Origin of the sequence: Flagellimonas halotolerans (genome assembly GCF_035818535.1) — a bacterium.
Classification (GTDB): domain Bacteria; phylum Bacteroidota; class Bacteroidia; order Flavobacteriales; family Flavobacteriaceae; genus Flagellimonas; species Flagellimonas halotolerans.
The window spans coordinates 195,657-219,145 of sequence record NZ_JAYKYV010000001.1; the positions used below are offsets into that span (position 1 = coordinate 195,657).

The window sequence follows — 23,489 nt, forward strand, 5'->3', positions numbered from 1 at the left end:
AATGTTTATATAAAGGGCAAAAGAGGACAAATTAAAAGTTTTTCCACAATCATTTACCGCTACATATAATTGTGGCAAATTGGTCTATTTTGAAAAGTTTGAAAATGGTGAAGAAGCTGTAAAGCGAGAAAGACAAATGAAAAAGTGGAAGAGGGAGTGGAAAATCAAATTAATGGAAGCGTTTAATCTATCAGTCTTAACTGGAAGTTGAATTATAACAAATTGAGATAAACCTTGCTAAATCGAGAGCAAAATAACAAAGTTTAACTACAAAAAAAGACACCTGCCCAGGCAGGTGCGTGACTTATGAAAATAATAGTTCCAATGGCGGGGAGAGGATCCCGATTAAGACCGCACACATTAACAGTTCCAAAACCATTGATTCCCGTTGCGGGCAAGCCGATTGTGCACCGATTGGTGAGCGATATCGCCAAGGTATTGGGAGAACCCATTGAGGAGGTCGCCTTTATTCTCGGCGATCCGGCCTTTTTTGGGGATGATGTTGTGGAAAGCTTAATGGAACTGGCAAGTGAATTGGGGGCCAAAGGTTCCATTTACAGACAGGACAAACCGCTTGGAACGGGACACGCCATTATGAGCGCCAAAGAATCCTTGAGCGGGCCTGCCGTAATTGCCTATGCCGATACCTTGATTCGAGCCGACTTCGATTTGGATAAATCGGCCGACAGTGTTATTTGGGTAAAACAGGTGGAGCAACCGGAAGCTTACGGAGTGGTAAAACTGAATGGCACCAATGAAATTGTTGAATTGGTCGAGAAACCTCAAGAGTATGTTTCCGACCTTGCTGTAATCGGTATTTATTACTTTAAGGACGTAGGTGTGCTAAAAAATGAATTACAGCATGTTTTGGACAACGACATTACCCATGGCGGCGAATACCAAATCAATGATGGCATAAAACGGATGATGGAAAAGGGCATGAAATTTGTTCCTGGTAAAGTGGATGAATGGATGGACTGTGGCAATAAAAATGTGACCGTGGAAACCAATCAGCGTATGTTGGGCTTTCTGGAGAATGAGGGTGAAAACATGATTGCCGATTCCGTAAAACAGGAAAATGCAAATATTATAGAGCCCTGTTTTATTGGCGAGAACGTAGTGCTTAAAAACACAACGGTCGGGCCCTATGTTTCGGTTGGGGCAAATACCGTTTTAGAGAATTCAACCGTAAAAAATAGTTTGATCCAGAGCAATAGTAAAATAAGCAACGCCAATTTGGACAATGCCATGATTGGCAACCACGTTGTTTATAATGGTAATTTTGAGACCATTAGTATTGGAGATTATTCCGTTTTGGAATAACTTTAGAATGGATTTTTAGTTTGGTGGGGACTTAGGATGTTAATATGAAAAAGAAACTTCTTGTTTATATGGTTTTGGGAGCATCAATAGTGATGCATTACGGTACCTATGCCCAAGAGGAACAGGAAAGTGCCGAAGTCTACCTCGAGGAATACACCGATGAGTTTCAAGAAAACTTCTTTGAGGCCTTAAAGCAAAAAGGTATCCAAAACTACGATAGGGCCGTGGATTTGTTTCTAAAATGCAAGCAACTGGAACCCAACAACAGCGTGGTGGACTATGAACTGGCCAAGGCCTATATGCACGACAAAAAATATGTGCAAGCGCAGAATTATGCCATAGAGGCCTTGCTTTCAGAACCTACGGATTATTGGTATTTGGACAATTTGATCACTATTTTGGACAAGCAGGGTAGCCCTATCGAAAACGTAAAACAGCAAATACCTTACGGAAACAATAAACTCAAGCAAAATATGGCCGTCTCATTCTTTAAAATGAAGAAATACGGGGAAGCCTTAAATGTGCTTGACGATCTGGAAAGCTCTCCATTGAAATCGGAATTGAACCAAAAAATAAACGACTCCCTCCAAAGAGGAAAACAGGAACAAATTACTTCAATTCCCCAGAGAGAAGAGGAAGTTTTGGATGACCCTGTAGCCCAGTTAAAATCGCAGATGGAAAAACTGATTGCTGCAGCAGATTTTAAGGAGTTATTGAATGTTTCGAAAGAAGCTTTGGACAGGTATCCATTACAGCCCTATTTTTATTTTGCCTACGGGACAGCATTGAACAACACGGCAGATCCGAACAAAGGCATAGAAGTTTTGGAAAGTGGACTCGATTATCTATTGGATGATGAAGGGTTGAAGAATAAAATCTACAAACAGCTTTCCGAGGGGTACTCCAAAATTGGGAACACCCAAAAAGCAAACGAATATTTGAACAAAATCAATTCAGGATTATAATGCACCTACATAAAAACATAACTAAAATCGCCGTGTTGATGGCTTTCCTTCTCACCCTTGGATCCTGTAAGAGTACCAAGTCAATTACAGGAGGGGAAGTGGATTCAAGAATGTCGGCGAGGAATATCATCAATGCCCATTACTCCAATCAGCCGAAATTCAAGACCTTGAGGGGTAGGGTCAAGATTGATTATGCCAATGGAGATGAGTCTCAGGGCGTAAACGTGAGCCTCCGTATGGAAAAAGACAAGGTCATCTGGATGAGCGCGCCCTTGGGTGTGGTCAAAGCCCATATTACCCCGAACAAGGTTTCCTTTTACAACAAATTGCAAAACGAATACTTTGATGGGGATTTTAGTTACTTAAGTGACTTGCTGGGAACGGAACTCGATTTTGAAAAAGTACAGAACCTGCTTCTAGGAAATGCGGTCTTGGATTTAAGAAAGGAAAGATTCAATTCTGAAGTGTACAATGGCAACTACCAACTAAAGCCAAAAAAGGCTAGGGAGTTGTTCAAAATTTTATTTCAACTGGAGCCAAAAAACTTTAAAATAGCAACTCAAGAAATCTCCCAACCAGAAAAAATGAGACAATTGCAGGCAAATTATACCTATCAGAATATTTCTGGAAACGTGTTGCCCAATGAAGTGAAGATCGTAGCGGAAGAAGCAGGGGATTTGACCACGATAGATTTGAGCTTTCGCAACTTAGAAATCAATAAACCCATGAATTTCCCCTACAAAGTACCAAAGGGATATGATAAAATTACATTAAAGTAATATGAAAGATAGAATTTCATATTGTGTTTATTGTCTGATAGTTATATTATTCACTTCAGTAAGCTCCCATGCCCAAACCAGCGAGCAAAAGATGTTGGAGGCCAAACGGGAGCGATTGCAAAAGGAAATCAAGGAAATCAATAGGTTGCTCTTTGCCGAAAGGAAAGAAAAAGGTACTGTTTTGGACCAAATGGAAGCCTTGGACAATAAAATAAACGTTCGCCAAGAGCTCATTCAGGTCACCAATCAACAGTCGAATTTGCTCAATAGGCAGATCAATGTCAACATTAGAAACATCAGTAAGCTTCGGGAAGATTTAAAAATACTCAAAGAGGATTATGCCGAGCTCATTCAAAAAACCTATCAGAACAAATCGCAAAGCAACCGGTTAATGTTTTTGTTGTCCGCCGAGAATTTCTATCAGGCCTTTAAACGGCTTCAGTACATGCAGCAATATGCAAAGCATCGTAAAAAACAAGGAGAGGGAATCGTTGAAAAAACCGAAGAACTTAAAACCCTGAATCAAGATTTGGTGCGTCAACGAAAGGAAAAAGACCAGCTCATAGCCGAAAACCAAAAGGCAAAGGCCGAACTATCCAAAGAGATAGAGTCCCAAAGAAACCTTTTAAGGAGCATTAAACAAAACGAGGCCAAATACACCGCCGCCATAGCCGAAAAGCAAAAGGAGGCCCGTAAAATTGATCGTGAGATAGAAAGATTGATCAAAAGTGCTATCGCAAGTTCCAATAGAAGTTCAGGAAAATCGACCAGCAACGCAACCTTTGCCTTGACACCCGAGGCCAAGCTGTTGGCGGATAACTTTTCATCCAATAAAGGAAGGTTGATCTGGCCTGTGGAAAAGGGAGTGAAAAGCCAGGGATACGGGGTGTATGCGGATAAATTGTATCCCGGAATCAAGCACAGAAACAATGGGGTTACCATAACCACCGATGCAGGCAGCAAAGCAAGAGCCATTTTTGAGGGTGAGGTGATAGCCATTTTAACTGTGCCCGGTGGAAACAAAGGGGTGCAAATAAAACACGGAAACTACATCAGTACATATTATAACCTATCCAATCTCTACGTTAAAAAAGGGGATAGGGTCGCCGCCAAAGAAGTGCTCGGCGAAATAAATACCAATCGATTGGATGGCACCACAAAATTGAAGTTTTATCTTTATAAGGACTCCAATCGCTTGAATCCCGAAGATTGGATCTATCAACTGTAACACTATGAAGCGAATAACAGATTTACAAGGATCCTTTGAACTGCACAACGGGGTCCAGATGCCCTATTTTGGATTGGGGGTATATCAATCCGAAGATGGAAGCGAAGTGATCAATGCCGTAAAAGTAGCATTGAACCATGGCTATAGGCATATTGATACCGCCGCCATTTACTACAATGAGGAGGGCGTTGGTACAGGAATCCGCGAAAGCAATGTGGACCGAAAAGACGTTTTTTTAACGAGCAAAGTCTGGAACACCGACCAAGGTTACGATGCCACCCTAAAAGCTTTCGAGGCCAGTTTGGAACGCTTGGGCACCGATTATTTGGACCTATATTTGATCCATTGGCCAAAAGGCGAAATTTCTAAACAAACTTGGAAGGCCCTTGAAAAACTGTATAAGGAAAAACGGGTGCGGGCCATTGGTGTGAGCAACTTTTTGCGGCATCATCTAGAAGATTTATTGAGCTCTGTGGAGATTGTTCCCATGGTGAACCAAATGGAGTTCCACCCCTATTTGGTACAACAGGATTTAGTGGATTTCTGCGACTCCAAAGGCATTCAATACGAAGCATGGTCCCCGTTGATGCAGGGTAACATCTTTGACCTCGATATCATGAAGGACCTGGCTTCAAAGTACAACAAAACAATCGCCCAGATTGTTTTGCGATGGGACCTTCAGAAAGGAGTGGTCACCATTCCAAAATCATCCAAAAAAGAGCGTATCATTGCCAATTCCGACCTTTTCGATTTTGAATTATCGGAAGAAGATGTAGAATTGCTTGATGGCTTGGACAAAGACAAACGATTTGGCCCAGACCCTGATAATTTTGATTTTTGATTCCTTCCAAACGGCGGCCTCTACTAATAGGATGGTTTTTAGCACGGGAATTTATTCAAATTAGAATTCCAAAGGCTCTTTTCTTGCATACCTCACCCTCAAAATATAGACTGTGTTTTCCTCAATAAGATAAGAGATTCGATAACGGTGTTTTTCATAGGCCCTGACATTTCCAGTATTGTTTTGCTTTAGCGCGTCTACTTTATAGATTTCGGGATCAGTTGCCAAAATATTGGTGGAAGCATGGATTTCTGTAATGACCCTAATGGTTGTTTCAATGGACTTTGACTCTTCCAGTAGAGATAAAAAGGCTTGGTTCAAGTCTGCTTCGGCCTTGTGTGTCCAGATTATTTTTCTGCCCATTTTTTGATGTGCTCTCCCACTTCCTTATGGGAGTATAGTTCCCCTTTCTCTATTTGGGCAATGGATTCGTTCAGTTCCTTGTTATATTGCTCCAGACCGATACGTTCGTCGTTATCGTCATTGTAGTTGTCGGCCATGGCCTTGACGAGTCTCAAGAACCTGTGATCGGCCTTCTTGACGTATTCCAGTACACTTTGTCTTAAATCCAAGGTTGCCATACTGTTCTGTGTTTGTTATAGTAAAGGTACAATTTTCATTCCACAGCTATCATGTTGACTGCAAAAAGGCTGGTTCCTAAGTAGTAAACAGCGCTTTAAGTTCCGTGGCATCGGCAGCTTTCATTTTGCCGGCAAGTACCAAACTCAGTTGCTTGCGGCGAAGCGCGGCAGCATAGCGTTCCTTTTCCAAATCGGTTTCAGGCTTCAATGGCGGAACTTCCGTTGGTTTTCCGGTATCATCTACCGCAACAAAGGTATAAATGGCCTCATTGGCCTTGGTACGCTCACCGGTAAAGCGATCCTCTATCCAAACATCTATAAAAATTTCCATGGAGGTATTGAATGCTCGGGAAACTGCCGCCTCCACAGTTACCACACTACCTAGCGGAACAGCCCTGTTAAAAGCTACGTGGTTTACCGAAGCGGTCACCGTAATCCTGCGGCTGTGCCTACGGGCAGCAATACTGGCAGCTCGGTCCATACGGGCCAAGAGTTCCCCACCAAAAAGATTGTTAAGGGGGTTGGTTTCACTGGGTAACACCAAATCGGTCATTACCGTGCGGGATTCACTAGGGGTTTTAGCGCGCATACCTTAAATTTTGCGCAAAGATATTGAAGTGTGGAATGGTTTTAAAGGAAAGCGTGATTATTTCTCGGAAAGTAACCAAGCATCTCTTGAATCCTCGGCTTTTACCTTCCTCAAAAAGGCAAGTGCTTCTTTGGGCTCGTCAAAGCTATCGTAGGCCACTTGGTGCAGCCCATATTTGTTTACACCCAAATAAAAAGCATTATATCCCTTTTCTTTGAGTTGATTTACCTTTTTATCCGCATTTTGCTCTTCGCGGAACGCCCCGGCGATTACATGGTGCTTGCCCAACTTTTTCTTGGTCACTTTTATGTTGATGGCGGGCAGTTCCAAGGGGGCACTTTCAAAAAAAGTAGCCTCTTGGATCAAGCGGGACACTTCTTGCTGGGCATCTTGTCGGGCTGCCACTTCCTTTTGTTGAAGGTCACCATAAGCGCGATATGATGTAACACCAAAGGAAACCGCCAATAAAATAACAGCGGCATACTTTAACCAAGGTCTAAAAGAAGTTTGTTCCCTTTTCTCAGGGGTGATGATAAACGGAATACGTTCTTCCAATTCTTCCACCTCTTCTTTGATTAGCTCACGCTGAATAGGGGTGGCAGCAAATGTGGACAGACCAAAGGAAGATGTTAAAAAATTGATTTTTTCCTCTGGTTGGAACTGGATGCGTTGTTCGCTATTGTGCCAAAGTTTGCCGATTCCAAAAAGTTCAATGCTCTCGCCCTGAACCAATTTATTGTTCCATTCCTGTGCAATATTCTCCACTTCCCGAAGCATTTCCTCATATCCCAAATTCTTTTCTTTGGCAATATGGGACACCAACAGACCATCATTTTTGGAAAGTTGGGCGTTAAAGGAAATGACCTTGCTCGGCGGCATCAGAGTATTGGTGGCCAAATCAATTTCAGCGGACTTGCCTTGTGTCAAAAAAGCACCAAAACCAGGCACAACGACACAATTATAATCGAACAAGAGCTTTTCTATGTATGAATCAATCCGCATGAGCACAAATATTGCAAAAAAAGGGACAGCACAACATATGCAGGATAACTTTTTATCAACATTTGAAAAGCTGTATTTTGTGGACAACCTTGAGGCCCAAATCAAATGACTGAACCTGAAATTATTGCGGCTTTGCGGCTGCAAATACTCCCAATATAGGGGATGTTACGCCCAAAAAAATAATTGCCCATTGCGGAAGTCCAATGGGGTTTTTGTGGATAATCTGCACCAACTTCCAAAGATTGATGGCATTGGTAAGATGACCTTGAAAGGTCTTCATGATCCCATTCATCTTGAAGAGGCCAAAGAGAGATCTGGTTTTTGTCCCAAGAAGACATTACGATATCCTTTTTTTTTGGATGATGGGTATCCCAGCCGTTTGAAGCATTGCTTTGATGGGCCTATTTTGTTGTTCCAACAGGGCAACATCAATTTAGAACATCAAAAAATCATCAGTGCGGTTGGAACCAAAAACGTGACCAACTACGGAACCTCGTTTTGCAATCAATTTATTGAGGAATTGGCCCCTTTGAACCCAATGATTGTTAGTGGATTGGCCTAGGGTGTGGACATTGCCCTTCATAAGGTAGCAATGGACCATGTGCAGACCATCGCCTGTATGGCGCACGGACTCAATCAAATTTATCCCAAAGTGCAGGCTCCATACAATCCGAAGTAGAAGCAAATGGAGGTTTTATGACCGAATTATTGCCCGAATCAGTGAAGCCACCATTGTAATGGAATCCGCCGAAAAAGGCGGTAGTTTGGTCACGGCGGATTTGGCCCATAGCTATCACAGGGAGGTGTTTGCGGTTCCCGGAAGGACGACCGATAAATGGAGCAAGGGCTGTAACGGCCTTATCAAATACCAAAGAGCCCATTTGTTGACCTCAGCAGCCGAGCTTGTGTATCTTTTGGGATGGAAAATTCAGGGGAGGTAAAGCAAGAGGATGGCATGCTAACGCGGTGCTATTGATTCATTTTCCTTCGGAAAAGTCCATTTTCAGTGAACTTTTCGGAAATATTCATCTGCGGTATTTAAAGCATTTTTTTTACTGGAAAAGCCTCTCACCCCAGAGTGTAATCGTCGATCGGTTGTATATGCTGTTTGCATTTAGTGAGTGTCATTGACCCCACCTTACGGGTGTACAAGCACCCTCGAAAAATTTCTTGTTTGAGAAGAAGGTCATCACCATTTCTCAGTTTTTTAAGCTTAATGTGTCAAAATCTTCACTCGCCCCTGCCCGAGGTTTGTCCGATTAAAAGGCGGACAGCACAAATACAAGAGCAGATGGGTGTATGCGTCAGCTAGTTGTATATGCTCTTTGCTTTTAGTGAGTGCCGTTGCCCCACCTTACGGGTGTACAAGCACCCTCAAATCAAATCACTAAGCTATGATCAGTTCAATGCCCGCTTTCTCGGCCTTATACTTTATTTTGGTCATCAAATCATAATAGCTCCAGTTCCTCAGCACGGATTTTTCTTCTTTGGCAATCCTGGTCTTATCTTCTTGATTTAATAAAATAAGGGTTCCCACTTGATGTTTTATGCAGAAATCAATGAGTTTTCTGCTATATACGTGTACACGTTGGCGAATATAATTGCTCTCCGTCGCGCGAAACCTCTCCACTGCCTTTAGTTTTCGATTGCGACCTTTTCCTGATTTGGTGTAGGTAGCACCAATCTGGGCCCGTTTTCGGGCCGTCTGAATCGCCAACCTTCGGTAGAAAAATTCTTCCTTGGTACCAATGGTGAGCTTAGTTTTACCAGTTTTGACCACAATGGGATATTCAAGGGACAATGATGCTTCAGCGACCTTATCCGGTTTTAGCGGATGTTCATCCTTTTCAATTTCAAAAGCTGCCAGCAAAAACGTTTTTCTGTCCGTTAATTTAATGTGCGAGGTGCGCAATTTGATATTCCCGTCGACCAAACGCTCCAAGAGCCTTCGTTTGTCGGTAAAATCTTTTCCCAAATATGTTTTAAATGGTATTGAGAATATGCGAAAGCAAAAGGCCTTTTTATCGGCAGTATGCGACAACCGGTACATACAATCCGGCGGGAACGGAATTGCCATGTCCTTTTTAAAGTTATCCAAGGAGCGTGCACCTTTCCAATATTCAGGCTTGTTTTTGTTGAAAGTAGCGCCTAAAGTATTATTCAGACTTGACAGGATATCGGTGGGAATCTCTCCCTTAAAGCGATTTGATAGCATACGATATATGGTATTGACCTTGGAACATTTCAAAATACCATCTCCATCCTTTTTTTCATCGGCCAGTTTATATTTGACCCCTTCCGAAAGATAAAGAAAGTCCTTGATCATTTCCTGTACATACATGTGGGATACAATAAGGTTCGATGCCCTAAAACATCTGTTCTGCCATCTGTAAAGAGTGTTCAGTGCTTCTTTCCGCTCTTCTTTAGTGGGCAGATCTATCAATATCTGGATCTTTCGGGTGAGTATGAGCGTTGATTTTTCCATGCTATGCGGATTCCAATTGTAGGTTATGTTTCTCTTGGATAAACTTATAAGCTGCAACAAATTCTTTGTGCACTTCCTTTTGGGACAAGTTCAGCATTTCGGCAATTTGCGTAAATGAGTACTTGTTGTATCTAAGTTCCAATACCTTTTCTTGTTCCTCGGTCATCAGATTCGGAGTTTTCATTTCATCAGAAAACTTTTGCTCAATTTCACGGTTGCCCCCTTGATGAATGATGGTTTTTATATCCTGAATGGCTTTTTTGATCTCGTTGGCGGTTTCGGTAGTGCTTGTTCCCATCACCTCGGCAATCGCTTTGTACTGGAATCCGTATTTCAAACAGAGTTCGATCAAATGCCTTTTTTTGGCATCCAATAAGGGCAATACACTTTTGACCATATCGAAGGATTTTTGTTCAGATTCCTGATCTTTTAGATTTTCTGATTCATGTATCGGATCATACCCTGCCATATAGTCCAGATAATTTTCGTAACTCTCCAAGGAATTGACCTTTCTAAAGAATTTATTTCTGGGCTTACCATAATATGAGATACACTCCCTTTTCATCACAAACCGTAGAAAAAAGAAAATATGCCTCGGTGATTCTATTGTGTCCCTATGGACCCATAATTTCAAAAAAGTATCCTGGACCAATGACTCTATTACAAATTCATCATCAAGCCATCGCTTGCCCACCCAAAACATACTTCTGCCATACTTAGCATGGATTAGTGCCAAAGCAGAGGGGTCGCCATTTTTTAAAAGTTCAAAATCATTATATGACATAACAGACCTCGTTTAAGATGGTGATTGCACCATGATTAAAATTGATTTTTTTTTAAGCTGATGCGAGTTCTTAAAGAGTAATACGGAGAAGATGGCTTTGAAAAGTTGAGAAGAACCCTTTTTATATGATAAAGAGGGCGTGAAAACTTAACTTATAGCATCAAGGTACTGGTATACCGCACGACAATAAGTAAGCTCACGCCCGGGCCGTGAGCATTTGCACTTATCATCTCGTCGTTAAAAATTACCAGTTTTTGATGCGAGAATCAAAGCGAATGCTTCTAATATTATTAACTTAAGAAGTTTCGCAAATATGTTATTTCTGGGATAAATATAATAAAAAATCCAGAATGAGAGTGTACGCTCTCAAAAAAACTTCCCATAATTTTTTCATTTGTGTTAATGGCAAATAAGAGCACAAATAAAAGTAAAGTTTATTTTTCTGATAAATACGTATGCAAGTTTATCAGTGAGGAATGGTTGACCTTAAAAGACACGAGCACTAGAAAGTATGGAAAAATATATGGTGTCAACTATCATGTAATAGAAAAAATACAACAAGAAGATGGCTACAATATACCATTGTCCACTTTAAGCACTATCTGCTTCAATCATGGAATTAAATTATCGGATTTTTTTAAAATGGTAGAAAAAAAGTATGGTGAATTTTTGAACGATGGTTTTGAATACAAATAATCTCTAACTTAATTTCTTCTTAAGGCCAAAACTCATCAATTGAAGGCCATTCCTGTTTCTCTCACTTGTCATTAAATTCTAGATTTGATTGGTTGAAAAACAACAAAATAAAGTGTGGCATATTTGATTTGACTTTCCAAAAGGCCGTACCGAACAACATAAAGTTAAAAGACAGGTGATTTTCAAATCAGCATGTATTTATTCGGTCCCACTTTCGGGACTAAGGGAAAAGCAAGAGAAGACTGTGCCAAAACAGCTGTTCATCGAGTTGGATGAAACAGAACAGTCAATCTACCCTTACTTGCAGATGAACGGCTAACAATTACTGGACACCGTTGCTTTGGAGTGCAATCTGCCCATTTTTAAGGTATCGTCCACACTTTTAAATATGGAAATAAAAGCTGTGATCCGACCATTGCCCGGTAAAGTGCTCGAGGTGATATAATAGATCAATAAGGGAAATCGCCAAGACAGCTCATACCGATTGGATTTTCCATCCACAAGCCCCTTTACGGCAATGGCTTTTAACGTATTACTCAGTTGGTAAGGGTGGTGGCGTGTTGCCCCCCAAAAAGGATTTCAGTTCATCTACATCCTTTAATGCCGTCCATGTTGCCATGCCCTGTTTCCATACCAAACTATTGCGGTTAATGGTTCGCGAAGCAAATAAGGATTGCATTTGCTCAAAGGTAACGGGACCGTGTTGTGTACCATTTACTGCGTAAAAGTACATGGTTTGTTTTGGCATTGGGGGAGGGACGGCTCCAGGCGAGGGTTGGGCAGTTTGTTGTGGAGCAGTTTGGGGGTTTCCGCCCATCATGCTGCCCATTTGCTGGGCAAGTGCAAATCCCATACCCATGCCCATGCCTGCTCCGGCGGTACCCCCTTCATTTTGGGCAGCGGCCTCAATGGCTTTTGCAGTCTTGAATTTGGTCAATTTATCCAAATCCAGTTTATCGATTCGGCTATATTCAAAGATTTCCTTTTTAAGATCTTCGGGCATGGAAACGTTCTCGATATAGAATTTTTCCAAGGAAATGCCCACACTTTCAAACTCGGGGGCCATTACTTCCCGACAGGTGTCCGAAAGTTCGGTAGTGTTGGCCGCATAGAGTTCAATGGGCAGGTTGGCTTGGCCGACCGTATTTGTAAATCGGGTGGCAATCAAGCTTTTTAAGTGCTCGTTGATTTCAAAATTGGTGAAGTTGCTGTCCGTGCCTACGATATCTTTGATGAACTTTCCGGCATCAGAAATTTTAAAGGCGTATGTTCCGAACGCTCTTATCTCTACCAAACCAAAGCGATCATCACTTAAAGTGATGGGGCTTTTGGTGCCCCATTTCTCATCGGTGAACAAATGGGTGTTCACAAAATACACTTCGGCCTTAAAAGGGGAATTGAAGCCATATTTCCAACCCTTTAATGTGGCCAAAATGGGCAGGTTTTGTGTGCTAAGGTCGTAAGTGCCGGGTCCGAATACATCGGCCAACTGCCCTTCGTTGATAAAAACGGCGGTCTGCCCTTCGCGAACAATGAGTTTGGCGCCGTTCTTTATTTCATTTTGATAACGCTCAAAGCGGTATGCAATGGTGTTGTCGGTGTAATCGAGCCACTCGACAATGTCGATAAACTCGTTGCTGAGTTTTTCCTTGATCTTTCCAAATATATCCATGGTAGTGTTTTTAGTTTTAATGATGTTTAATTTATGAAAAAAGAAGATTACTTCCGTTGGGTTAGTGTAAAATGCCAAGGGATTGTTACAGTTGGCTCACAATCAGTCCATTTTTTCAGCCTCTTTCAGCATTTTCAAGACTTGCTGCTTCGGAAGGGCCTCGATTTTGTGTCCATCCCGCCCAATCATCGTCTCCCCGGCAAAAAGGGAATTCAAGATGGCTTCCTCGGTCGCTTCAATGGTAGCTAGAAACAAAGGCGTCATGGCGTTATTTCGCAAGGTTGTCATGGTTTGTGTCGGGTTTTCACTTTGATACGGTATTCGACATGCTTTTGCAGTGGAAACCGCAATCACATAATCACCGCTACCGTTACTGGCGATGCCCCCTGTTCGTGAAAGGCCCAACATGGCCCTTTTGGCCAAGCGCTCCAAGTTTCTGGAATCCAGTGGGGCATCGGTGAGCACAACCATCATGCATGATCCATCCGCGGAATATTTAAGTACCTCCGAATAGCGGTCGAGTTTCTTGTCCACCTCTACTCCGGCAATCTGCAAAACACCCCCAAAATTGGTTTGGACCATTACGCCCACGGTATAACCGCCCAATTTTTTGGGCAACACTCTGGATGATGTTCCCATGCCACCCTTGAACCCAAAACAGACGGTTCCTGTTCCGGCTCCTACATTACCTTCGGCAACAGGGCCCGATTTTGCATTTTCGATAGCTTCGAGCACATGTTCTTCCTTGATATGGCGACCTCGGATATCGTTGAGGTAACCATCATTGGTTTCACCGACCACTGCATTTACGGAACGGACATTTTCGTTCCCTGGTTGGTTCAATGTATATCCAATGACAGCATTGACGGCCGTGGGAACGCTGAGCGTATTGGTTAGGATAATGGGGGTTTCCAAATTGCCCAATTCCCTTACTTGGGTGTAACCAGCGAGTTTGCCAAAACCATTGCCCACATAAATAGCGGCGGGCACTTTTTCCTGGAAAATGTTTCCGGGATGGGGAAGAATGGCGGTGACTCCTGTTCTAACGTTATCACCCTTAATTAGTGTGGAATGACCTACTTGTGCCCCGGGCACATCGGTGATGGCATTCAAGGCTCCGGGTTTTAAAACTCCGATTTCGACCCCATGATCCCGAAGGCGGTTTTGGGATAGCAAGAATAAAGGGACTATGAACAATAAAATACAAAAACTGTGATGCCGTTTATTCATATACCGATCCATTAACCTTTCAAAACACTTACCGTAACCAACAATTGCCCAACATGGCGCTGGCTGTGTTCGGCCGCATGGAAAAGTAATCCTATCACGGTGGTGGGGAGCTTCTTTCTTCCCACAAAGCGCTCGTTTGTAAGCGTCGTTTCCGGGATAGTTTTAAAACAGTCCAAAGCTTGGCCCACCTTTGTCTCAAAATCCGCTATCAGTTGCTGGGATGTTGGAGCATTTTCTCCATTCCCTTCGTTCTTTAAGTATTGGAACTGTGCATCTGTCAAGGTCTCCTCTTTTGCGTAGGTCAGTAACCGATCTAACACGCCTGTCAAATGTTTTAGGTGAAACCCGACCGAGGCCCTGCCAAATGGCTTTTCCCAAAGCTTGTTTTCGGGGAACCCGGACAAATACTCCTTTACTTCCCGCACAGATTGCAACAAGGCATGAGCTGCAGGTTGCAAAAGTGCGGGTACCTCTGGTATAGGACCACTTAGCCAATACTCTTGGGTGGATGACATAAAAATGTTACTTTTTAAAAATCCCTGTAATCACCGGCCAGATATTTGTTGGCCTTTTCTTCTTTGAATTGGGCGGTTTTTGCATCCCAATGCAAGGTTTCTCCCGGGAAGCGGCCTGCAATGGTGCCCAATAAAATGGTTTCGGTCAATCTTGCTGCATAATCAAAAGGTGCGGTAGTGGTACCCTTGCCCAAACAAGCATCTACAAATTGGTGGTAATGTTTAGGTCCTTCAGTGGCATAATTCCGGATGGGTTCCCCCAAGTTGTGTTCTTCGGAAACCTCGGCGATCTCTTTGGAGATGTCCACGTATTTTCCCCTTCTGATTTTCTTTGGCAATTGCATAAAGTGAGGTAGCAACAAACGTCCCTTTTCACCTACGAACATAGCTCCCTGTTCCGGTAATTCGTTCTCACCTGCTACTCCTGCATCCAAGGAAATACTGTTTTCATTATTCTTATCGGTGGACTTTTTGTTCTTTTTCATGTCCATGCCCGGCAACATAAGGTCTTCGTGCATTTCTGGAACGCCAGGTCCATCGTACCAAATCCATTTTAGGGATTTGCCCGTGTATTTGGTGCCGGGGAATTCATAGGTAACCGTATTTTTTTCTGGGAAACCGAATCCATTGGTAGGTCTACACTGTGTCATAATGGTTCTTGGAACATCCAGTTCCAAAGCGTTGTATGGGGTATCAAAAATATGCACACCCATGTCGCCCAAGGTGCCACAGCCATAATCCATGAGTTTCCTCCAGTTTCCGGGATGGTACATTCCATCCTTATAAGGCCTTTCTTTGGAGGTGCCTAACCAAAGGTTCCAATCCAATTGGTCAGGAACGGGGTCTTTTCCTTCAGGTAATGGCCCATCATAGCCCCAGTTTTTGGGAGACCAGGCATGTACGGTGTGCACTTTACCGATAATACCGGACTGAATCAAAAGGGTGGCCAGTTTGTAATCGTAAAATGAATGTACCTGAATACCCATTTGCGTGACCAATCCTTTTTCGGCTGCCAATTTTTTCATTTCCCTGGATTCGGAAACGTAGTGTGTCAATGGTTTTTGACAGTAAACGGGCTTGTCCATGTTCATTGCCATTAACGAGGCTGGTGCATGGGTATGGTCGGGTGTTGAAACGATAACGGCATCAATTTCGTCGCCCATTTCTTCCAGCATGGCACGGTAATCAAAAAAGATACGTGCTCCTGGATGCATTTTATGGGCGGTGGATAGGTTGATGGCATCTACATCGCAAAGAGCGATTACCTCAACTGCTTCGTGGGATGAGACGGCCTTTAGGTCCTCCATCCCCATATTGCCGACTCCAATGTGGGCTGTTCTTAGTTTTTCTTTTGGGAAGCCTGCCTTTAAAATGGAAGGGGCAAACATGATTCCAAGTGCTCCCACACTACTTTTCTTGATAAATTCTCTTTTGTTCATGGTTGGAGGTTATAGTTTTTTAATTTTTATGTTTCTGAACCAAATAGGGCTCGCATGATCTTGAAGGGCAATGTAGCCCGTTTTGTATTTTCCGTAGTCGGGCGCGTTGTCCCATTTTCCAGAATTCTTTTTGGCTTTCCAGTCATCGGACCACGGTACAAATTCCAATAATTTTTTACCGTTGAGCCAGTGTTCCACCTTTTCGGGGGTGAACACGATTTTTGAAGAATTCCATTCACCTACCGGATTCAGTTGTTTTTGGGATTCGTCCGCGGTATGCATGGCGTAGTCGGCACCTGTTTTTTGCCAATCTTGAAGAAGTTCCGGGTGCTCTGCACCAAATTGCGAGTTGTACCCTGTCAAATCGTGTATGTCCGCATAGTTTTCATCGTCGATGATCTGATATTCCGGGGACACTACAGGAGGCCCATCATAACCTTCTTTTACATGGTAAAAAATTCCGCTGTTGGCCCCCTTGGGTATTTTCCATTCCAGATAGAGTTCAAAATTATCGAACTCTTCGGCTCCGTAAATAATATCTTTCCCGCCGGTATAATCCTGTTCCAGTCCCAGTTCGGTGTCAAAAGTGAGGATACTGTCCTTTATTGTCCATCCCGGAGGCAGGGAATCCATACCGTAACCGCGCCAACCTTCTAGACTGGTGCCGTCAAAAAGGTAGGTCCATTCAGATTTATTCTCTTCAGATGTGGGAGTTGTTGTTGTTTCGTTTTTTTTGTTTGATTGGTCTTTACAAGCAGCTATCGCCAGGATTAAAACGGCGAGCCTTAAAAATTTTAGCATGGTTTAGTTTTTGATTTTTTTATCTGCGAGGTTAAAGTACAAAATATTGGATAATTTTTTTGTGCCTTTTTCACTACTTTTAAGGCAGACTAACTCAACACTTTAAAAATGAAGACTTGCTTTTTCAAAATTGGTATGCTTTTGCTTACCGCAACATTGTTTATTGCCCCAATGCATTCCCAGCGCAGGAACAAAAAACAAAGCGCACCGGAATACCCCGAAAAATTATACTCAAGTTTGGAATATCGATTGATCGGTCCTTTCCGTGGAGGCCGTTCCGGAACAGTTGCCGGAGTACCGGGAGAACCTAATTTATATTATTTCGGAGCTACAGGTGGTGGCGTATGGAGAACTACCGATGGAGGTCGCTCTTGGGAAAACATTTCCGACGGTTATTTTGGAGGGAGTATCGGTGCCGTTGAAGTGGCGCAAAGTGACCACAATGTGATCTATGTAGGTGGAGGGGAGCAGACCGTTCGCGGCAACGTTTCCTCTGGCTATGGCGTTTGGAAAACCGAGGATGCCGGAAAAACATGGAAATCATTGGGCCTTGACAAAAGCCGGCATATTTCCCGAATGCGGGTACATCCCGAAAATGCCGATATTGTTTACGCCGCTGTAATGGGCAATTTGTACAAGCCCACCGAAGAAAGGGGCGTTTACAAAAGTACCGATGGTGGCGAGACATGGAAAAAAGTGCTTTTTGCCAACGATATGGCTGGAGCGGTTGATTTAACTTTTGACCCGAACAACCCACGGATTTTATATGCATCCACATGGAGAATTGAACGAACTCCCTATAGTTTGAACAGTGGCGGAGAAGGTTCTGTACTCTGGAAAAGTACCGATAGCGGGGAAACGTGGACAGAGATTTCCAACAACGAAGGTTTCGCGACCGATACTTTGGGAATTATCGGTGTGGCCGTTTCGCCCCAAAACAGCAATAGGGTCTGGGCCATGGTGGAAAACAAGGAAAAAGGAGGTCTGTACCGCTCGGAAGATGCAGGTAAAACTTGGGCTCTTGTTAACAGCGACAGAAGTTTGAGACAGCGAGCCTGGTACTATACCCGGGTTTATGCCGATACCAATGATGAAGATGTGGTCTATGTGCTCAATGTAAGCTATCATAAAAGTACCGATGGAGGAAAGACCTTTGAATCTTCCAATGCCCCTCACGGTGATCACCACGACCTTTGGATCGCTCCGGAAGATTCCGATCGCATGATCATGGCCGATGACGGGGGTGCCCAGGTAAGTTATGATGGCGGGGAAACCTGGAGTACCTACCACAACCAACCTACGGCACAGTTTTACCGGGTTACCACGGATAATGCCTTTCCATACCGTATTTATGTGGCACAGCAAGATAATTCTACCCTTAGGATCAATTACAGAAGTGATGATGGTTCCATTGGGGAGGACGACTGGGAAGAAACGGCAGGAGGCGAGTCCGCCCACATTGCCGTGGATCCAACCAATGACGATATTGTTTATGGAGGTAGTTATGGCGGATTGTTGACCAGGGTGAACCATGCCAAAAAAACAACCAGGGCGGTGAATGTTTGGCCCGATAATCCCATGGGGCATGGTGCCGAAGGGATGAAGTACCGTTTTCAGTGGAACTTCCCCATCATGTTCAGCAAACATGATCCCAACAAATTGTACACCTTCTCCAACCATGTGCACATGACCACCAACGAGGGTCAGAGCTGGGAACTGTTGAGTGGAGATTTAACTAGAAATGACCCTACAAAATTGGTGTCCAGTGGAGGACCGATCACACAGGATAATACCAGTGTGGAATATTACTGTACCATTTTTGCCGCCAACGAAAGTCCATTGAAAGAAGGATTATTGTGGGTGGGCAGTGACGATGGTTTGATTCACGTGACCAAAGACGGTGGTCAAACTTGGGAAAATGTTACACCCCCAAATATGCCCGAGTGGAACATGATCAACAGTATTGAGCCATCGGCTTTTGACGAAGGTACCTGCTACGTGGCCGCTACGCGTTACAAGTTGGGGGACTTTGCACCATATCTCTATAAAACTACCGATTACGGAAAAACTTGGACCAAAATCACCAATGGAATCGAGGATGAGCACTTTACCCGTGTGGTAAGGGAAGACCCTAAAAGAAAAGGCTTGTTGTATGCAGGCACGGAAACCGGTATGTACATCTCCTTTAATGACGGAACCAATTGGGAGAAGTTTCAGTTGAACTTGCCCATTGTTCCCATTACGGATTTGACCATTAAGGACGATAACTTGATCGTAGCGACCCAAGGCAGAAGTATTTGGGTGATTGACGACCTTACCGTATTGCACCAATTGGATGCTGCCAAGAAATCGGCAGACGCTATTTTGTACAAGCCAAGAGATAGTTACAGAACCAAAGGTAGAGCAGCTGGAAAACCATCAAAAACAGAAGGTGAAAACCTGGCCAATGGTGTAATCACCCATTTTTACCTAAAGGATTTCTCCGAAAAGGACAGTGTGGCACTAACGTATACCAAAATGAACGGTGATACCTTGGCCACCTATAGCACTTATGCCAAGGAGAAGGACAAAAAACTGGAGGCCAAAAAAGGAGGAAACACTTATGTTTGGGATACCCGTGGCAAAGGTGCCGAAAAATTGGACGGCATGATTTTGTGGTGGGCCAACCTAAGCGGTCCCAAAGCGGTTCCTGGAACATACAAGGTTAGCCTGAATGTAAATGGGAACGACCAAACGGAGAACTTCACTATTCTTCCCGATCCAAGGGCAGAGGTTACGGTGGCCGATATGCAAAAACAGTACGATTTCATCACAGAGGTGAACCAAACCGTGGACAGAGCGCACCAATCCATCAAAAAGATCAGGGCGATCAATGGGAAGCTGGAGGAGTTCATCAAAAAGTATAAAGATGATGAAGCGACCAAAGCTTTGGTGGAAAAAGCCAAAAAGATGAAAGAGCAATTCAGTTCCATCGAAAAAGAACTGTATCAGACCAAGAACAGAAGTAACCAAGACCCATTGAACTTTCCAATCAAACTGACCAACAAACTGGCACACTTGAACAGTTTGGTTTCCATTGATGATTTCCCGCCGACGGAGCAGGACATCGCCGTCAAAAATGAAATGTCAGGCAAAATAAACGAGCAATTAAGGGCATTCGATAATTTGGTCGATGAAGGGATTTCCGCTTTTAATGCAGAGTTCAATCAGCTTAAATTGAATTATTTGAGTATCGAGGAATAAACGGAATGAGGGTGTATAAAAAGCAACAAAAGATTGAATTTGTCAGGTTGAGCGCAGTCGAAACCCATTGATTATCAAATTACTTTAGGTTCTCGACTACAATCGAACTGACAGATAAGGAGCTTTTCAGACACCCTCTTTTCATTGTGTACAGCACATATTCTATTATATAAACCAACCATCACCATGAAAAAAAGAGTATTTCTTCTGTTCGGCGCTTTATTTGGAACGCTGGCTTTTGCACAGACCGCCAACGATTATTTTGAACCCATGAAATTTAGGAACATTGGCCCTTTTAGGGGAGGACGTTCGGTAACCGCAAGTGGCGTCGTGGGCGACCCGCTTACCTATTATATGGGTACAACGGGCGGCGGACTTTGGAAAACCGGCAATGCAGGAGGCCAATGGGAAAACATTTCCGACGGATTTTTTGAAATGGGTTCCGTCGGGGCCGTTTCTGTATCACCATCCAACCCCAATATTGTGTATTGTGGTATGGGAGAGCATGCCCCCAGGGGCGTAATGACCTCTTACGGAGATGGCATGTACAAATCCAACGATGCAGGAAAAACATGGATCAAGCTAGGCTTGGAAAAAACGCAACATATTTCCCGTATCATTATCCACCCCACCAATCCCGATATTGTCTACGTAGCCGCCCAGGGAGCTTTATATGCTCCAAATGAGGAAAGAGGGGTGTACCGTTCCATGGATGGCGGCAAAACTTGGGAGAAGATCTTATATGTGGATAAAGGCACCGGAGCTGCCGAGCTTTCCATGGATGCAAATAATCCTCTGGTCTTGTATGCAGCAATGTGGGAACACCAGCGCAAACCAAATAAGGTAATCAGTGGTGGACCTGGAAGCGGACTGTACAAGAGTACCGATGGCGGGGATACTTGGACGGAAATGACGAAGGGTCTTCCCGAGGAAAAAGGAAAAATGGCCATAGCGGTAAGTGCTGCCAATTCCGATAAAGTCTATGCCGTGATCGAAAGTGATTCCAATCAAGACAAGGGCGGTTTGTTCGTTTCCAATGATGCAGGTGATAGCTGGCAGATGGTAAGTGGCGATAACCGATTGGTGCAACGTGCCTGGTATTATATTGAAGTGTTTCCCGATCCCAATGATGAAGATACCGTGTATGTGCTGAGTGCTTCCATGTTTCGTTCCGAAGATGGGGGCAAAACATGGGAAACCATCCCAGTGCCCCATGGCGATACCCACGATTTGTGGATTAACCCTAACAACTCCAACAATATGGTTTTGGCAGATGATGGCGGGGCTACCATTACTTTTGATTACGGCGAAAACTGGACCTTACAGGACAATATGCCCACGGCACAGTTTTACCGAATCAGTACGGACAATCTCTTTCCTTATAATATTTATGGTGGCCAGCAGGACAATACTTCGGTCAAGATTGCAAGTCTTTCCGTGGGTCGATGGAGCATCAACCAAGAGGATTGGCACTATTCCGCAGGTGGGGAGAGTGCTTTTTTGGCCTTTGATCCCGATAACCCCCGTTATGTGATGGGTGGAAGTTATTTGGGGACCATCGAACTGTTGGACATGGAATCCAAGATGTCAAGTAAGGTCATGGCGGCCCCTATCCAATATTTGGGTCGTGATGCACGGGATATGAAATACCTGTACAACTGGAATGCCCCCGTGATTTGGTCCAAGCACGAACCCGGTACGTTTTATCATGGAGCCCAATTGGTGCTTCGTACCCGGGACAATGGAGTGACTTGGGAAGAAATATCCCCGGACCTTACCAGGGACCAGGATGAATTGCAAGGAAAAGGCGGTGGCCCCTATACCAACGAGGCCGTAGGTGCTGAAAACTATGGTACCTTGGCCTACATTATTGAATCACCGCACGAAAAAGGGATTTTGATTACAGGCAGTGATGATGGTTTGGTGCATATCACCAAAAATGGAGGGGAATCATGGGAGAACATAACCCCAAAGGGTTTACAGGAATGTTTGGTGAATGCCATCGAGGTATCGCCACATGACCCAGGTACCATATACATTGCCACTACCCGATATAAATTCAATGATTATACCCCTGCCATATACAAAAGCAGCGACTATGGTAAATCGTGGACGAACATAAGTGAAGGGATTCCTTATGGAGCCTTTACAAGGGCAGTGCGGGAAGACGAAGAGCAAAAAGGACTGTTGTATGCCGGTACCGAGAAGGGGCTCTATGTTTCTTGGAACGATGGTAAAAAATGGGAACCCTTGCAACTGAATCTGCCCAAAACGCCGATTACGGACTTAAAGGTGCACCAAGGGGATTTGATCGTGGCGACATCCGGAAGAAGTTTCTGGATTTTGGACAACATTACCACACTATCACAGTACAAGGGAGTTACCAAAGACATGAAAATTTACAAGCCCGAAGAAGCCGTTCACGGTAATTGGGGAAGTCAGCTGAACAGTTCTTCCAAAAGTGTAACGGGAACCCACTCTTTTGAAGGAGTAAACCCGGCAAACGGTATGGTGATCTACTATAATCTTCCGGAAAAAACAGATTCCACCGAAGTAACCATGGAAATTTTCAACGGACAGGGCAAAGTGGTTCGCAGCTTTACTTCCCAAAAAGATGAAACTTACATACCGCACAATGGTGGCGGTGCACCCCCAAAACCTGTTTTGGGAACCAACAAAGGGTTGAATCGCTTTGTCTGGGATTTAAAAACCCCAATAATGCCAGGTATCCCAGGGGTGTATATCGAAGCCAATTTCACAGGCCATAAAGTGCCGCCGGGGGAGTATACCATAAAATTAAAAGCAGGAGGGGAGACAGTTTCAACCAAGGGAACCATCATCGCCCCACCCAATACCAATGTTGACCAAGAACGTTTTGAGGAACACGATGCCATTATGACTGATTTTGAGGCCAAACTCACCGACATGCACAACAAGGTGAACAAGTTAAAAGAAGTGCAAGACCAACTGAAGAAGTTGTTGGAGGATTTGGACAATAATGAGCTGAAGAAAGAAGGTCAAGCCTTACTCGATAAATTAAAAACATGGGATGGCGAAATGGTGCAGCGCAAATCACAGGCGTATGACGATGTGGAGAACTTCCCCAACAAGTTTACCGCGGAATATCTTTTTGTAATGAACCATAGCAACAGTGCATTACCACAAATCAACCAACCGTCAAAAGATAGAAAGGCAGAACTGGATGCACAATGGATTGGACTAAAACAGCGTGCGGAGACCTTGATGAAAACAGAAATACCTAATTTTAACGCCAAACTATGGGAGCATGGCATTGGAGCCATTAGAATGTAACACT

General features: G+C 43.7%; 21 protein-coding genes and 1 pseudogene. 11 read left to right on the forward strand and 11 right to left on the reverse strand.

The features are described from left to right. The first annotated feature begins 306 nt into the window (after positions 1 to 306). The 5 genes from VM932_RS00840 to VM932_RS00860 are packed head-to-tail and all read left to right on the forward strand — an operon-like array spanning position 307 to position 5,136. The gene (locus VM932_RS00840; RefSeq protein ID WP_326276684.1) at positions 307 to 1,323 is read left to right on the forward strand and encodes a sugar phosphate nucleotidyltransferase; all 1,017 of its coding nucleotides are present in this window, start codon (positions 307 to 309) and stop codon (positions 1,321 to 1,323) included. Between the two features lie 44 nt (positions 1,324 to 1,367). Further along, a complete protein-coding gene (locus tag VM932_RS00845) occupies positions 1,368 to 2,288 on the forward strand; it encodes a tetratricopeptide repeat protein (RefSeq protein WP_326276685.1) in 921 nt (306 codons plus the stop codon). Continuing rightward, positions 2,288 to 3,067, forward strand: coding sequence for a lipoprotein insertase outer membrane protein LolB1 (lolB1, locus tag VM932_RS00850; protein ID WP_487309602.1), 780 nt, complete (start codon positions 2,288 to 2,290; stop codon positions 3,065 to 3,067). Before VM932_RS00845 ends, lolB1 begins: the two co-directional genes overlap by 1 nt. 1 nt (position 3,068) lies before the next feature. After that, on the forward strand, positions 3,069 to 4,295 hold the full coding sequence (locus VM932_RS00855; protein WP_326276688.1) for a murein hydrolase activator EnvC family protein: 1,227 nt from the start codon (positions 3,069 to 3,071) through the stop codon (positions 4,293 to 4,295). Between the two features lie 4 nt (positions 4,296 to 4,299). Continuing rightward, the gene (locus tag VM932_RS00860; protein ID WP_326276689.1) at positions 4,300 to 5,136 is read left to right on the forward strand and encodes an aldo/keto reductase; all 837 of its coding nucleotides are present in this window, start codon (positions 4,300 to 4,302) and stop codon (positions 5,134 to 5,136) included. Between the two features lie 60 nt (positions 5,137 to 5,196). On the opposite strand, the gene VM932_RS00865 is transcribed toward VM932_RS00860, so the two are convergent. From VM932_RS00865 to VM932_RS00880, 4 genes are all read right to left on the reverse strand, one after another. Next, the gene (locus VM932_RS00865; protein WP_326276690.1) at positions 5,197 to 5,499 is read right to left on the reverse strand and encodes a type II toxin-antitoxin system RelE/ParE family toxin; all 303 of its coding nucleotides are present in this window, start codon (positions 5,497 to 5,499) and stop codon (positions 5,197 to 5,199) included. Continuing rightward, positions 5,484 to 5,717, reverse strand: coding sequence for a hypothetical protein (locus tag VM932_RS00870; RefSeq protein ID WP_326276691.1), 234 nt, complete (start codon positions 5,715 to 5,717; stop codon positions 5,484 to 5,486). The genes VM932_RS00865 and VM932_RS00870 overlap by 16 nt, the downstream gene beginning before the upstream one ends. A 76-nt stretch (positions 5,718 to 5,793) precedes the next feature. Continuing rightward, a complete protein-coding gene (locus VM932_RS00875; protein WP_326276692.1) occupies positions 5,794 to 6,306 on the reverse strand; it encodes an acyl-CoA thioesterase in 513 nt (170 codons plus the stop codon). 57 nt (positions 6,307 to 6,363) lie between these two features. Then, positions 6,364 to 7,308 carry an HU domain-containing protein gene (locus VM932_RS00880; RefSeq protein WP_326276693.1) on the reverse strand — a complete coding sequence of 315 codons (945 nt, stop codon included), beginning with the start codon at positions 7,306 to 7,308 and terminating at the stop codon, positions 6,364 to 6,366. Between the two features lie 259 nt (positions 7,309 to 7,567). Between VM932_RS00880 and VM932_RS00885 the strand changes: the two are divergent. Both VM932_RS00885 and VM932_RS00890 read left to right on the forward strand, forming a co-directional pair. Then, positions 7,568 to 7,987, forward strand: a pseudogene (locus VM932_RS00885) (DNA-processing protein DprA). After that, a complete protein-coding gene (locus tag VM932_RS00890) occupies positions 7,908 to 8,249 on the forward strand; it encodes a DNA-processing protein DprA (RefSeq protein WP_326276695.1) in 342 nt (113 codons plus the stop codon). Before VM932_RS00885 ends, VM932_RS00890 begins: the two are co-directional and overlap by 80 nt. 446 nt (positions 8,250 to 8,695) lie before the next feature. On the opposite strand, the gene VM932_RS00895 is transcribed toward VM932_RS00890, so the two are convergent. After that, the gene (locus tag VM932_RS00895) at positions 8,696 to 9,793 is read right to left on the reverse strand and encodes a hypothetical protein (RefSeq protein WP_326276697.1); all 1,098 of its coding nucleotides are present in this window, start codon (positions 9,791 to 9,793) and stop codon (positions 8,696 to 8,698) included. A gap of 1 nt (position 9,794) precedes the next feature. Further along, entirely contained in the window at positions 9,795 to 10,577 is a 783-nt protein-coding gene (locus VM932_RS00900; protein WP_326276698.1) for an RNA polymerase sigma factor, read from the reverse strand. A 402-nt stretch (positions 10,578 to 10,979) separates the two neighbouring features. Between VM932_RS00900 and VM932_RS00905 the strand changes: the two genes are divergently transcribed. Further along, the gene (locus VM932_RS00905; RefSeq protein ID WP_326276699.1) at positions 10,980 to 11,273 is read left to right on the forward strand and encodes a hypothetical protein; all 294 of its coding nucleotides are present in this window, start codon (positions 10,980 to 10,982) and stop codon (positions 11,271 to 11,273) included. 325 nt (positions 11,274 to 11,598) lie between these two features. Continuing rightward, positions 11,599 to 11,718: a DprA-like winged helix domain-containing protein gene (locus VM932_RS00910; protein WP_326277115.1), complete on the forward strand. Its 120-nt coding sequence runs from the start codon at positions 11,599 to 11,601 to the stop codon at positions 11,716 to 11,718. Positions 11,719 to 11,805: 87 nt separating this feature from the next. Here the strand turns inward: VM932_RS00910 and VM932_RS00915 are convergent, their stop codons facing one another. The 5 genes from VM932_RS00915 to VM932_RS00935 all read right to left on the reverse strand — a co-directional run bounded on the left by VM932_RS00915 (position 11,806) and on the right by VM932_RS00935 (position 16,930). Beyond that, complete coding sequence (locus tag VM932_RS00915; protein ID WP_326276701.1) at positions 11,806 to 12,945, reverse strand: SPFH domain-containing protein; 1,140 nt, start codon at positions 12,943 to 12,945, stop codon at positions 11,806 to 11,808. Positions 12,946 to 13,047: 102 nt separating this feature from the next. After that, positions 13,048 to 14,175: a DmpA family aminopeptidase gene (locus VM932_RS00920; protein WP_326276702.1), complete on the reverse strand. Its 1,128-nt coding sequence runs from the start codon at positions 14,173 to 14,175 to the stop codon at positions 13,048 to 13,050. 11 nt (positions 14,176 to 14,186) lie between these two features. Continuing rightward, the gene (locus VM932_RS00925; protein WP_326276703.1) at positions 14,187 to 14,690 is read right to left on the reverse strand and encodes a DinB family protein; all 504 of its coding nucleotides are present in this window, start codon (positions 14,688 to 14,690) and stop codon (positions 14,187 to 14,189) included. A 14-nt stretch (positions 14,691 to 14,704) separates the two neighbouring features. Continuing rightward, on the reverse strand, positions 14,705 to 16,129 hold the full coding sequence (locus VM932_RS00930; RefSeq protein WP_326276705.1) for a Gfo/Idh/MocA family protein: 1,425 nt from the start codon (positions 16,127 to 16,129) through the stop codon (positions 14,705 to 14,707). Between the two features lie 9 nt (positions 16,130 to 16,138). Beyond that, a complete protein-coding gene (locus VM932_RS00935; RefSeq protein ID WP_326276706.1) occupies positions 16,139 to 16,930 on the reverse strand; it encodes a 3-keto-disaccharide hydrolase in 792 nt (263 codons plus the stop codon). 108 nt (positions 16,931 to 17,038) lie between these two features. Here VM932_RS00935 and VM932_RS00940 point away from each other — a divergent pair, with 108 nt between their 5' ends. Beyond that, on the forward strand, positions 17,039 to 20,173 hold the full coding sequence (locus VM932_RS00940; RefSeq protein ID WP_326276707.1) for a VPS10 domain-containing protein: 3,135 nt from the start codon (positions 17,039 to 17,041) through the stop codon (positions 20,171 to 20,173). A gap of 186 nt (positions 20,174 to 20,359) precedes the next feature. Then, positions 20,360 to 23,485: a VPS10 domain-containing protein gene (locus VM932_RS00945; protein WP_326276708.1), complete on the forward strand. Its 3,126-nt coding sequence runs from the start codon at positions 20,360 to 20,362 to the stop codon at positions 23,483 to 23,485. Positions 23,486 to 23,489: the final 4 nt, after the last annotated feature.